Genomic DNA, 12723 nt, shown 5'->3' on the forward strand with positions numbered 1-12723 from the left:
CTCTAAGATCATTTCGTTGGGAGTCCTAAGCCCGGCAAGATCTACTTCTCCGGCTACAACTGGGACCAGAGCCTCGGCGTCCCGACCTTCCACACCTTCGGCGGCGACACCTTCCGCCTGGGCGGGAACGGCGTTCCGCCCGGCACGCCGATCCGATTCCAGGCCGTGAACGTCGATACCGGCACGCAGATCAACTTCTGCCGCGGCCAGTCGCTCTACACCACCCGGGGAGCCGGGGACAACTGCGTCGTCAACCAAGAAGGCCCGCTCACGGTCACCGCCCCCCGGAGACATCGTCGATCAAGCGGTCAACGTCGTGGTGTCCTGACTCCCCCTCGCTACTGAACTTGATCGGGTGATGTCGGGCTGTACCTCGGACAGCGAGCAGGTGGCTTCAGTAGTCCTGGTGCGGTGAGATATTCGCAGGGTGGCGGCTTGACCGACGCCGAGAGGACTGCGCGGGAGCAAGTCTGGCTCCAGGCCGTGGCTTGCTTCCGGGGCGGGGAGAAGAACAGGGAGATCGCTGCCGCGTTGCAGGTCTCGGAGCGGTCGGTGGAACGCTGGCGACGCCAGTGGCGCGAGGACGGCCAGGCCAGGGTGGCTTCCAAGGGGTCACCTGGCCGACCCCGACTGTTCGACGCGCAGATGGCCAGGCTGGAGCGAGAGTTGGAACGCGGCCCGCTGGCACACGGGTGGTCCGATCAGCGGTGGACCCTGGCCCGGGTGAAAACGCTGATCGACCGGTTGTGCCACGTCTCATACACGGTGGAGGGCACGTGGCGGTTGCTGCGACGGAACGGCTGGTCGTGGCAGCAACCCGCCCGGCGGGCGATCGAGCGTGACGACGATGCAGTGGAGCTGTGGAAGCGGGAGGTGTGGCCGCGAGTAAGAGCACCGCGGCGGCGAACGGAGCCTGGGCGGTCTTCGAAGACGAAGCCGGCCAGTCGATGACGCCGCCGCGTGCCAGGACCTGGGGCCGCAGGGGCAGCACCCCGGTCGTCCGGGTCCGCGGACGGGGATCGGGCCGGGTGTCGATGGCGGGCATGACCTGCTACAACTCCGGTCAGCAGTCCCGTCTGATCTACGCGATCCGCGAGTGCCGGGGGCGCAAGGACGAACCGAAGGGCTTCGGCTGGAAGGACTATCGCGATCTGGCCCTCCGCGCCCATGCCCAGCTCGGCGGTCCGATCGTGCTGGTGTGGGACGACCTGCGCATGCATCTGGTCGCGCCACTGCGGGAGTTCCTCGAGGCCAACGCCCACTGGCTCACCGTGTTCCAGCTACCGACATACGCTCCGGACCTCAACCCGCAGGAGGGCATCTGGTCCCTGGTCAAACGCGACATTGGCAACCTTGCCGCCGCTGACCTCGGCCGGGTCACCCGGGCCGTGAAGCGCAAGCTCAAGATGCTGCAGTACCGGCCGGAGGTGATCGACGGCTGCCTGGCGGGTACCGGCCTGACGCTGTCGGCGTGATCGTCAGAAGATGCCGAAGAAGCGATGCCACCAACTGGGCCGATGAACGTGCCAGGGCAGCCGGCTCGGCCCGTCGTAGTCGAGCTCCAACAGCTCCTCGGCAACCACCACATAGCCGATCTCGACCAACGCTCGTTTAGCCTTGGCAAGGTCGGCGTCGTCCAGCTCGCCCTCAGCCTGGGCGTCCTCCGTCCCAAGGAAGGCGCCGGGGTTGTCCGCGCAGACCAGAGCCAGTGAGCCGAACTTGCTCACACAGATGACGATCCGGGTTCCGCATACGGTCGCGTCCCCGGGCACGACGACACGTCCGTACTCGCTGGAGTCCGGAGTGTCCTGCTCAGCCGTGCAGCGAGCTGCGAAGTCACCTTCGAGCCGGGTCACCAGACCGCCGAAGAGGGCTGCGGTCTCACCGCGGTTGTAGTGCTGCGGCCACTCCAGCCACTCCGGATCATCGAGCTCACGCAGCAACGCCAGCAGATCCGATTCACTCTCGGTCATGTCCTCATCCTGACGCGACAGCCACACGCGGAGCGGCTCGGGGTACCACCACGCTCACCATGCCCCGACAACACCCATTCAAGTTCAGTAGCGGCCGCCCCGGGACGGCCGCCAGTCGGCGGACAACTCGCAACACCGATGGACGACCGAACCTACGACGCGGAACAGCAACATCCGGCGCCAACCCGATTAGCATGCTCCTGACGGCATCGCGTACCAAATTGTCGCGAATGGGATGCGCTGGCGGTGTTTTCTGTGTAGCTGTCAGGGGCTCGTGAGATCCACCCATAGCCACGGTTTGTGGTGCCACGAGCGCACTTCGCCGACGACCAGATCGATGGTTGTTCCCACCGGCGGGAGGTCCTGAGCCAGTCGCCTCACGCCTGGCTCGCTGCCGCGGCGGATGGTATCCAGAGATGCGCCGGCCGACTCGTATTCGTTGAGTTTCGCCGTGAGGCCCCATGGCTGGTGGCTAGTGATGGTCGCTTGGACGGGATCGCCCGGGTGAAGCTCGCTGAGGGGGCGCTTCGGCTTGTCTGGCATGGCAGCATCATCGCTCCCTGCCACCAGCAGGGCGTCGGCGGGGAACGTAGTTCGCCCAGGTCATTCCGGAGACCTTGGCGTGTCGCTCGGCGCACGGGGCGGTGTAGCCAACAGCTTGGGCAGCAATGGCTGGCGGCATCTCGGAGACCAGAGGCTCGAAGCGCCGAGATGCGGCTGCAAGACGGTCGACGACTGGCTCCGCGCCGATTTGGAGGCGCCGTGCAAGCAGCGGCACACCGCGAAACGGATCGGTACACGGCTGGAGGAGGAGTTCGGGGCACGCTTCCGTACACCACGGTGCGCGACTTCGTCACCGCCCGCCCGTGATCCCGGGGCGCTGCCTGAGCAGCTGTCCTACCTCATTCCGCAAGTCGAAGCCTCATGACGCGCCATGGTGAGCTGCGGCATCGGTAGTTAGGGTCGGTGGGTCCGCTCAGGCGAGGAGTTTCGCGAGCTGAGCCATCTCGGTGGGCGGGTCGATCACCGGCTGGATGAGGAGTTCGTCGATGCCGGCCTGCTCCAGGGTGGTGATGCGGGCGAGGAGGTCGTCGCGGGTGCCGACCAGGGCCAGGGTGTCCATCAGCGGGGGCAGAACCAGATCCCGGTCCCGCAGTGCGATGCGTCCAAGGTAGTTGGGGTAGAGCTTGGTGTGCCGGTCCGGCGCGGTGGCGGTGGTGCCGCGCCGGTCGAGGAGCCGCCGCACTGCCTCGCGCTCCTCGAGGCCGAGTTGCTCGGCGAAGGCAGGCATGTCGGCGGCTGTGTCGGCGGCGAAGGCCAGCAGCGACAGGACGAGGTGGCCCGTCGCATCCCTGGCCGCGTCGCCGTAAGGGTCCTCGCCCTCGCCGAGTAGGTGGACCGAGGTGACCACATAGGAGTCCGTGTGGGAATCGGCGTCGCGGGGTGAGTCTCGGGCGGCGTGGCGGCGGGCGTCGTGCAGCGCGTGCCAGGCGGTGGGGTCCAGCAGGCCGAAGGAGATGAGTCCGGTGTTGCGGCGGCCGGCGACGGCGGCGGCCTTGGGTCCGAGCGCGGCCACGACGAACTCGATCGGGTCGGCGGTGTTCACGTGCGCCCCGGCGTGCAGGAACTGGATGTCGCGGACCCGGGCGCCTTCGCGGTACACGGTCGACCGTCCGGCGCACAGGTCCTGCAGCGCGGTGGTGAAGTGCTCCAGCGTGGCCGCTGTGGTCGGCCGCATGCCCAGGGTGCGACGGGCGGTGTTTCCGGTGCCGACCCCGCAGATGATCCGGCCCGGTGCCAGGGCGTTGAGGCTGGCGAGCCCGCTCGCGGTGGCCGGGGCGGAGCGCAGCGCCGGTGAGGTCACGCCGATGCCGAGCCGGATGCGACGGGTGGCCTTCGCACACAGGCTCAAGGCGACGAAGGGGTCTCCGTGGACCATCGGGGTGTCGTTGACCCAGATGCTGTGCAAGCCCAACTCCTCGGCCCGCACGGCGAGTTCTTCCACGCCGGGGTGCGCGGCGACCACGACGCCAGCACGCATCAAGCCTCCAACATATGAGGATCGATTCGAACTCGCTCAGCATGACAGGTAACGGCGGCAGCCCCGCGGGGGCCGGCAGCGTGGGCGAGAGGGTCGTTCTCGAGGTACCAGCCGAACGGCAAGCAGTATCACCACCGCATCTCATGGCTCAGCGACCAGCGAAAAGAGGATGTGCCACAGCTTGTGAGGCTGTCCGGAGCGCAACTGCGGTGTCACCGGCGGCCGTTGGGATCGTGCGACGAAAACCAAAGACCGTGCCGGGGACACCGTGTCCCTGGTCCACCGGTACCACCTGCCGTCGTCCACGCGCACCCTGACCTACCTCGCCGACCTGCTCCGACGCCATCTGAAGGCGATGCGGTCGCGGTGGCGAGCGCTGCCGCCAGGGAAGATCGCCGCGATCGCCCTGGCCGTGCAGCGGCACGACCAGCGCCTGGCCGCCATGGCCGACGGACACGACGTGTCCGCCGGCCACCGTGCGGCGTTGGGCGAACGAGTTGATCGCACTGCTCGCGGCCAAGGCCCCGCGTCTGGAGCGCGCCCGCGCCGGGATACGGGCCCCCGCCCCTCCCCCAACCGAAGACGATCAGGCTTTGCGTCCCACGCCACCGAACATGGCTACCTCGGCAGGCAGATCGGCTTCACCGCCGTCCGGGCGCCAGCGATTGCAGGAGACGACTCCTGGTTCGAGGAGTTCCAGCCCGTCGAAGAACCCGGCGATGGCGGCCGGGGTGCGCTGGGTCAGCTTCGGTGTGCCGTGCTCGTTCCAGAAGGCGACCGCGGCGTCGACGTCCGGCATGTCCGGCCGGGTGATGGTGTGCGAGAGGACGAGGTGGCTGCCGTCGGGCAGCGCGTCCATCAGACGCCGCACTATCGCGTACGCCTCCTCGTCATCGTCGATGAAGATGACGACGCCGAGCAGGATCAACGCCACGGGCTCGCTGAAGTCCAGTGTGCGCGCCGCCTGCTCCATGATCGCGTCGACGTTACGCAGGTCCTCGTCGAGGTAGTCGGTGCGCCCCTCCGGCGTGCTCGTCAGCAGGGCCTCAGCGTGGGCCAGCACGATGGGGTCGTTGTCGGCATAGACGATGCGGGACTCCGGCGCGACACGCTGAGCGACCTCGTGCGTGTTGTCCGCAGTCGGCAGGCCGGTGCCGATGTCGAGGAACTGCCTTATCCCGCGCTCCTCGGCGAGGTACCGTACCGCGCGCCCGAGGAACAGCCGGTCGGCGAGAGCGTAATCGCCGATGCCCGGGTGCAACTGGCGTATCTGGTCCCCGGCTTGCTGATCGACCTCGTAGTTGTCCTTGCCGCCCAGCCAGTAGTTCCAGATCCGGGCCGTGTGCGGCTGGTCGGTCTTGATTCGCTTGCGCGCCTCGATCGACACGGCGGGAACCTCAGTCACGGGATGTCCTCCAGAGCAAGCCGATAGACGGTCAAGGAGCAACCTAGCGGCAGGGGTTGAGGACAGCGACTCCGTCCGGCGACAGGGCTGGACGGCCACCGGGCCTTCATCTCCCGCCGTCGAGCCCTACGTCCAGCCGAAGAGTTCAGAGTGCCGGCCGGCGAGGAGTGGGAGGAGTTCCTCGGCCACTTCGTACGGCGCGAGGTCGCCTTGGGAACCTGTGGAAGAGCCTTCAGCACCCCGTGCATCCAAGTAGTGGTTGCACGGTCGCGGGGCAGGGACTTGCTTCGCGTGACACGCGTCGTAGTGGGATCTCGATGAGATCAGTTGATCTGGTCAAGGCCAGCCATGAGTCACGCCTCGATATGCTGTCGGTTCGGTTTCGGGGAGTGGGGGCGGCGATGATCGGTAGCAGCGACGCCGTCGGCGAGATCTCAACGCCACCACGGTTGGGGGCTGTTGCCGATCTGGCGCCGGTGCGTGATCGCAATCGGCCTGTGTGGCTGGTGCTGAGCGAGGATGGCACGATCAGCCGGTGGGACGTGGCAGCCGGCAGTCACCTTACTGTCGGGGTCACCACCGTTCCGGCGGAACCCGATCGCGAACCATGGAATGGCCGCCTGCTCCGCAGGCGCCTGCATGTCTCACACGACGGTATGTTCGCCGCGGTGGTCAACGACTACGGCCGGTTCGGCGAGGTGGTCGACCTCCGGACCGGCGAGGTGACGCTGGTTCTGGACAACCAGGGTGATGAAGAAGAGACAGTTCCGTTCTCACTGGAGTTCGCGCGAAGTCGTGGGCGTTGCGTCGTGATCCACCGCACGGACTGGAACCGGCTGGATGTGTCGGACGCGCAAACGGGAGTCTTGCTGACTGATCGCTCGCTCCCCACGCCTGCAGACGCGGAAGCCGTACCGGAGCACGACCTCGACTACTTCCATGGCGCACTGTATGTGAGCCCTGACGGGAAGCGGATCCTGGACGACGGCTGGATCTGGCATCCGATCGGGATCCCCGCGGTGTGGGATCTCGACCAGTGGATCGAGGGCAACGTCTGGGAGTCCGAGGACGGTCCGAGCCGGGTCGGTCTCTGCGACCGGGCGGACTACTGGGACCATGGCATGACCTGGATCGACTCGACCCGGGTCGCCGTCGAGGGCCTCGGCGATCACGACGTTGCCATGCGGCCCGGGGCACGGATCTTCGATACGAGTCGCACCGGTCGGAGTGAACCGCCGCGGAATCCGACGGCCGTAGAACTCCTTGCGTTCGAAGGCCCGACCGGGCGCTTCTTCAGCGATGGCACCCACCTGTTCAGCTGTGGTGACACCGATCTGTCTATATGGGATCCGGCCGAGGGGAAGCTTCTGGGCGCCGTTCCCGGCTTCTCCCCCGCGCACTACCACCCAGGTGCCCAGCAGTTCCTGCAGCTCGCCGACAGCGTGGTACGTCTCTGGACTGCATGAGCGGTTGTGCCGCCGTTGGGACTGGTTGTCGCCTGATCGGTGCAGCGTCCTCTGCAAGCTTCAGACCTGTCCTTCTTCTCTCAGCTGAGCCGCGAGCTGATAGCAGGCAACATCGATGGAGCTTTCTCGGGGAGTGGCAGCCGTGTCGCACGACGTCAGCGCATGTGGGTTCCGCCGTTGATGTCGAACGTGGCGCCGGTGACGTATCCGGCGTCTTCGCTTGCCAGGTAGGCCACTAGGGCGGCGACCTCTGTTGGGCGGCCGAGGCGTTTGACGGGGATGTTCCTGGCCGCCTCGGATACCGCGGTCGCGCCGAGTTCCGCCACTGCGGGGGTCTCGATGGATGCCGGCGCGACGGCGTTGACGGTCACTCCGTGTGGTGCCAGTTCCCGGGCGAACACCTTGGTGAGGACCAGTACGCCGGCTTTGGCGGCGGAGTAGTGGGCGCCGGCGAGTGTGCCGCCCTGCTGGCCCGCGAGGGAGGCGAGGTTGATCACGCGTCCCCACCCGCGTTGCCGCATCGGCAACGCGCACAGGCGAGTCAGAGCGAGGACACTGCGCAGGTTGGTCGCCATCACGGCATCCCACTCGTCCAGAGCGATGTCCCATACGGATCCCGGCACGGTGCGGGCGGCGTTGTTGACCAGTACGTCAGGTGCCCGCCACGCAGCGGTGACCTTCCGCACCGCGGCATCCATCGCGGCGACATCGTCCACATCGACCGGGAGTGCCAGCGTGGTGCCCATGTCGGGGTCGAGTCCTCGGGCCACCTCGGTCGCGGAGTCGCCGTCGCGGTCGAGCAGGGCCACCCGCAGTCCCTGCTGGTGCAGTCGCGTGGCGATCGCCGCCCCGAGGCCGCGCCCCGCGCCGGTGACCAGTGCCACCCGCGGCGATCCGGACCTGTGCGCGGCGGTGGCCGTAATCGCGCCATCGGCTGTCGTCTCGCGCATGGTCGACTCCTCTCAGATGACCGGACTTGTGGGTAGCGGGGCGCCCAGGAGGGCACGGCCGTAGATCTCCCTGCTCGTCTGGATGCTGAAAGCCGCGTGGCGCGTCGCCATCTCGATATCGCGCCACGCCCTCTGCAGTACGGAGCCGTCCGCGAAGCTGCCCGCACCGGCGGTATCGAGCAGCAGACTCACGGCGTCGCGAGCGCACCGCATGGCGTGGGCGGCGTCCATGCGCAGGCGGGCCCGGTCGCGGAGCTCGGGACGGCGGCCGGCGCGGGCCTCCCTGTCCACCTCGTCGGCGGCGCGGCCGAGATGGAGGCGTGCAGTGTCGATCAGCGTCGCGGCGTCCGCCACGTTCAACTGATGGGCAGGGGCTTCGGCGACCAGGTGATGCAGTGGTGAGACCGCCCGCTTCCCCTGGGCCGCGGCCGTCACGACCCGCTGCAGTACCTCTGCGGCGATCCCCACCGCGGTCGCCACGAGAGGCAGGTTGATGGAGAGGTGGAAGGTGATCCGCGCCTCGTCGGGATGGCGTCGACGGTAGGTGCCGTTCGCCATGTCGGTGAGGGAAATGGTCCGGGATTCCGGCACGTACACGTCCTCCGCCACCGCCGTGTTGCTTCCACTCCCCCTCATTCCCGCGACCTGCCATACGTCATCGATGGTCAGAGCGGATGTGGGGAACAGCGCCATGCCCCGCTCTGTTTCGCCCTCGTTGTTCGTCCAGGTAAAGCCGAGCAGGGTCCACTGCGCGTGGTGGATGCCGGATATCCAGGGCCAACTGCCTTTCAGTATCCAGCCGTTGTCCGCCCGCTCTGCTGTCCCGGACGGGTTGGCCGTGCCGCAGACGATGGTGTCCGGGTCGTGCTTCCAGAGGGCGGCGCGCTCGTCTTGCGCGAGTTGGGAGGCGAAGAGGTTGCCGCCGTAGGCGATTCCCACGATCCAGGAACTGGCCGCGCACCCGTGCGCCAGTTCCTCGCAAACGTCCACGGCGGTACGGATGTCCGCGCCGAGGCCGCCACATGCCGCGGGTGTGCCCAGCCGGAAGAGGCCGGCCCGCCGCAGAGCGGTCACGCTCGCGTCCGTGAGCCTGCGGCCGCTCTCCGTACGGGGGGCTTCGTCGGCGAGGAGGGGGATCAACGACCGTGCCGCTTCCAGAGGGGCGAGGACGCCGGGCGTGCCAGGTCGACGTCCAGGATCGGAGGTTGAGGTTGTTGAGGTTAAGGTGCCCACGTCTGTTCCTTTTCTCCTTCTTCAGTGATTCCCGCCCCGGTGGTGGCGTGAATGCGAGGGGGCCGTACGACGGCGTGCTTCCCGGCGTCAGTAGGCCACCGCGTTGTCCAACTCCTCGTTTGCGGCGAACCGCTCGAGTTGTCTGCGGATCAGCTGTTCAAGGCGGGGCCACATCGTCGGGGTGAATGCGCCGATGTGCGGAGTGATGAGGACGCCGGGTGTTTCCCAGAGCGGATGTCCAGCGGGCAGCGGTTCCGGATCCGTCACGTCCAGCGCTGCGCGGATCCGGCCACCGCGTACTTCTTCCAACAATGCGGCGGTATCGATGACCGCCCCTCTTGCCACGTTCACAAGCAGCGCTCCGTCCCGCATTCGTGCCAGGAGGTCCGCGCCGGCCAAACGGCGGGTCGCGGGGGTCAGTTCGGTCGCCAGCACGACCACGTCGGCACCCGCGATGAGGTCAGGAAGGTGGGACACGGCGTGCACGGGCCCCCGGGGAGATGGCCGGGCGGTGCGCGCGACGCGCGTCACGGCGCACCCGAACGGCACGACGAGATCTTCCAGAGCGGATCCGAGGGCGCCGTAGCCCACGATGAGCACCGAACACCCGTGCAGAGAGGGGAACACCTCGGGCTTCCATAATCGGAGGTCCTGAGCGTGGGTGAACTCCGGTATTCCTCGTAGTGAGGCGAGTATCAGGGCCAGGGCAAGCTCCGCCGTGCTCCGGGCGTGCACCCCTTTGGCGTTGCACAGTTTCACGTTGCCCGGCAGACGTCGCAACCGCGCACATAACTCGTCGGTCCCGGAGCTGAGGGCCTGGACGGCTCTGAGGCTGGTCATCCGGCCGAGCGGTCTGCTGATGATGTCGACGTCCTGAACCAACGGGGGTACGTAGAACTCCACTTCCGCCGGATCCGACGGAAAGGCCGAACCGCCGTCCCAGCGGGCGTATCGCAGTCCTTCCGGCAGGCCGGAGAAACTGGTGAATTGGGCCGGTAACCATACCTGCCGGGATATTGATGTCACGTTGGTGCGTTTTACCTTCGGTCCGGCAGCGGGTTCCGCTCTGGTCGTGTGCCTGCCCGTGCGGGGCCTGCTCCACCGCAGATGACCGAAGCGTCGGGGCGTCCATTCGAGGTTATCAAGCTGCCGCGCCTGTTTGTTGCGTTCATGATTGTTAAGCACGACTGACGAACTGTGGTGATTTCGTTCGGAGTGGCCTTGGTATTCCGATAGGTCGATCCTCCCGATGACCGAGAAGGATCGATGGAAGGGAACCATTGAGAGTAGGAATCCATGGGCCAGGGCGAGGACATGGAAGGCGGCATGTTCCGGAAGGACGGCAAGACCGTCGACCGGCTCGGCAAGCTCACCGAGGAAGGTGCGCGCTCGGGCGCGCCACCGGCAGCGAGCGAGCGAAGTGAGATGCGAGGTGCCGCCGGGCAACGGGACGCCAAGCGGGCTTAGGGCTTCAACATCCTTTGCTGGAAGGGCTGTTGACAGTGAAACTCGCTGTGTAGACGGCGCGAGGACGGGCATCTTGTCATATGCATGCTGCGGAGATTGCGGGGGGACGGCGTGAAGAACCTCGGAGGACGTGGAGACGGCGGACGGAACCTCAACGGCGTGGCCACAAGGGACGCCGCGGCACAGGGTGACGGGCGGACCAGCGAGGAGCCACAGACCGCGATGCCGAGGAGCCTGGCCGGCTCGCCACGTGTAGAGAGCCCGGGGGAAACGGTTCGGGACGTGCCGAACGAACTGCCCGGACTCTCGGCCGGGGTCGCGGGGGCGACGTGGGGCGCGGGGACGACCGCCTGAGAAGTGAAGAGCCGAAGGAAACGGGGGGTGTCATGAGGAACGTACGCAGGCTACCGATACTTGTGGCGATCGGGGTGGGGCTGGCGCTGCTCGTGGCCGTCGGCGTGGTGATGCGCGTGTCCGTCGGCGGGTCGTCGGGAAGCGACTGCGCGGTGCGGCTGGAGGTGAACTCCTCGACGGAGAAGGGCGATCTGCTCGCCGAACTGGCCGAGGAGTACAACGAATCCGGGCGTGAACTCGCGGGCGGAGGGTGCGCCCGGGTGACGGTGTCGGAGACGAGTTCCGGCGTCGCCAAGGACGCCCTGGCCCAGGGGTGGGAGGAGCAGCGCGACGGCGCGCCGGAACCGCAGGTGTGGACGCCGTCCTCCTCGCTGTGGCTGACGCTCCTCCAGCGCGACGCGACCGCCGCCGACCGCACACTCCTCACCGACGAGAAGCCGCTCTCACTCGCCACGAGCCCGCTGGCGATCGCCATGCCCCGCCCCATGGCGGAGGCGCTCGGCTGGCCGGAGAAACCGATCGGCTGGCGGGACGTGCTGTCGCTGACGACCAAGGGCTGGGCCTCGGTCGGCCGGCCCGAGTGGGGCCGCTTCAGCCTGGGTAAGGACAACCCGCACACCTCCACCTCCGGCCTGGCCGCGACCCTGGCCACCTTCTACGCCGCCACCGGCCGCTCCAGCGACCTGACCGTTGACGAGGTCAAGGACGCGAAGACCCGGCGGTTCGTGTCGGGCGTCGAGGCCGGGGTCCTCCACTACGCCTCCGACGCGACCGCTTACATGGCCAACCTCGCCGAGGCGGACGCCGACGGGCAGGCTCTGTCGTACGCCAGCGCCATCGCCGTACAGGAGCAGTTGATCCACCTGTACAACCAGGGCAGCCCCACGGGCGAGACCGAACGGATCGGCAAGGGCAAGAAGCCGCAGGTGCCTCTGGTGGCCGTGCACCCGGCCGACGGCACGCTGATGTTCGACCACCCCTTCGTGGTGCTGCCCACGGCCTCCAAGGAACAGCGGGCCGCAGCCGCCGACTTCCGCACCTTCCTGCTGGCGGATGCTCAGCAGCGGCGCTTCCAGCAGACCGGATTCCGCGACCACGAAGGCAACGCCGGCAGTGAACTCGCCCGCTCGGTCAGCCTGTCCGAGCAGAGCGAGCGGGACCTGTCCCTGATCGACCCGCCCGCGCCCGAGGTGCTGGAGGCGATCCTGGACAGCTGGGACGAACTGCGCAAGAAGGCCCGGGTGCTGCTCGTCATGGACGTCTCGGGATCGATGAACCAGGCCGCGGGCGGCGGCCAGAGCCGGCTGGAGGCGGCCAAGAAGGCCGCCGCCGACACGCTCGGCCTCTATCACCCCGACGACGAGGTCGGCCTGTGGGCGTTCTCCACCGAGACCGGCGACCACCCCGAGCCCTACCGGCAGATCGTGCCGCCCGGCCCCATCCGCGACAACGAACAGCGGCTCACCGACGCCATCAACGGACTCAACGCCGAAGGCGGCACCGCCCTCTACGCCACCGTGCGCGCCGCCCAGCAGGCGATGCTGGCCGATCTGGACACCGACCGCATCAACGCGGTCGTCGTACTGACCGACGGCAGGAACGAGTATCCGCCGGACAACGACCTCGACGCACTTCTGGGGGACCTCGACGCCGGCCAACTGGAGCGCTCCGTACGCGTCTTCACCGTCGCCTTCAGCGACCAGGCCGACTTCGGCACGCTCACGAAGATCGCCGCCGCAACCAAGGCCACCTCCTACGACGCCCGCGACCCGGCGGTCATCGACAAGGTGATGGTCTCCGTCATCAGCAACTTCTGACGGTTCGGACCCGATGG

11 protein-coding genes and 1 pseudogene are annotated in these 12723 nt (G+C 67.7%); 5 read left to right on the top strand and 7 right to left on the bottom strand.

The genetic code is table 11. The features are described 5' to 3' along the window. Positions 1 to 411: 411 nt before the first annotated feature. A complete protein-coding gene (locus tag OG219_RS43135) occupies positions 412 to 951 on the top strand; it encodes a winged helix-turn-helix domain-containing protein (RefSeq protein ID WP_266836450.1) in 540 nt (179 codons plus the stop codon). Further along, positions 948 to 1475: a transposase gene (locus tag OG219_RS43140; protein WP_266837894.1), complete on the top strand. Its 528-nt coding sequence runs from the start codon at positions 948 to 950 to the stop codon at positions 1473 to 1475. Before OG219_RS43135 ends, OG219_RS43140 begins: the two co-directional genes overlap by 4 nt. Before the next feature lie 3 nt (positions 1476 to 1478). On the opposite strand, the gene OG219_RS43145 is transcribed toward OG219_RS43140, so the two are convergent. From OG219_RS43145 to OG219_RS43160, 4 genes are all read right to left on the bottom strand, one after another. Then, a complete protein-coding gene (locus tag OG219_RS43145) occupies positions 1479 to 1973 on the bottom strand; it encodes a hypothetical protein (protein ID WP_266836451.1) in 495 nt (164 codons plus the stop codon). Positions 1974 to 2237: 264 nt separating this feature from the next. After that, positions 2238 to 2516 carry a hypothetical protein gene (locus OG219_RS43150; protein ID WP_266836452.1) on the bottom strand — a complete coding sequence of 93 codons (279 nt, stop codon included), beginning with the start codon at positions 2514 to 2516 and terminating at the stop codon, positions 2238 to 2240. Between the two features lie 433 nt (positions 2517 to 2949). Continuing rightward, the gene (locus OG219_RS43155) at positions 2950 to 4014 is read right to left on the bottom strand and encodes an LLM class flavin-dependent oxidoreductase (protein WP_266836454.1); all 1065 of its coding nucleotides are present in this window, start codon (positions 4012 to 4014) and stop codon (positions 2950 to 2952) included. Between the two features lie 586 nt (positions 4015 to 4600). After that, entirely contained in the window at positions 4601 to 5419 is an 819-nt protein-coding gene (locus OG219_RS43160) for an SAM-dependent methyltransferase (protein WP_266836456.1), read from the bottom strand. A 401-nt stretch (positions 5420 to 5820) separates the two neighbouring features. Between OG219_RS43160 and OG219_RS43165 the strand changes: the two genes are divergently transcribed. Next, the gene (locus tag OG219_RS43165; RefSeq protein ID WP_266836458.1) at positions 5821 to 6885 is read left to right on the top strand and encodes a hypothetical protein; all 1065 of its coding nucleotides are present in this window, start codon (positions 5821 to 5823) and stop codon (positions 6883 to 6885) included. Between the two features lie 155 nt (positions 6886 to 7040). Here OG219_RS43165 and OG219_RS43170 read toward each other — a convergent pair whose 3' ends face one another. From OG219_RS43170 to OG219_RS43180, 3 genes are all read right to left on the bottom strand, one after another. Next, the gene (locus tag OG219_RS43170; RefSeq protein ID WP_266836460.1) at positions 7041 to 7835 is read right to left on the bottom strand and encodes an SDR family NAD(P)-dependent oxidoreductase; all 795 of its coding nucleotides are present in this window, start codon (positions 7833 to 7835) and stop codon (positions 7041 to 7043) included. A 12-nt stretch (positions 7836 to 7847) separates the two neighbouring features. Continuing rightward, positions 7848 to 8975, bottom strand: coding sequence for an acyl-CoA dehydrogenase family protein (locus tag OG219_RS43175; RefSeq protein WP_266836462.1), 1128 nt, complete (start codon positions 8973 to 8975; stop codon positions 7848 to 7850). 180 nt (positions 8976 to 9155) lie between these two features. Then, positions 9156 to 10094 carry a 2-hydroxyacid dehydrogenase gene (locus tag OG219_RS43180; RefSeq protein WP_266836464.1) on the bottom strand — a complete coding sequence of 313 codons (939 nt, stop codon included), beginning with the start codon at positions 10092 to 10094 and terminating at the stop codon, positions 9156 to 9158. A gap of 273 nt (positions 10095 to 10367) precedes the next feature. Here OG219_RS43180 and OG219_RS43185 point away from each other — a divergent pair. Both OG219_RS43185 and OG219_RS43190 read left to right on the top strand, forming a co-directional pair. After that, positions 10368 to 10460 (top strand): annotated as a pseudogene (locus tag OG219_RS43185) (VOC family protein); the annotation flags it as partial. 461 nt (positions 10461 to 10921) lie between these two features. Next, entirely contained in the window at positions 10922 to 12706 is a 1785-nt protein-coding gene (locus OG219_RS43190; protein WP_266836466.1) for a substrate-binding and VWA domain-containing protein, read from the top strand. Positions 12707 to 12723 lie beyond the last annotated feature (17 nt).

Source organism: Streptomyces sp. NBC_00038 (genome assembly GCF_026343635.1).
Classification (GTDB): domain Bacteria; phylum Actinomycetota; class Actinomycetes; order Streptomycetales; family Streptomycetaceae; genus Streptomyces.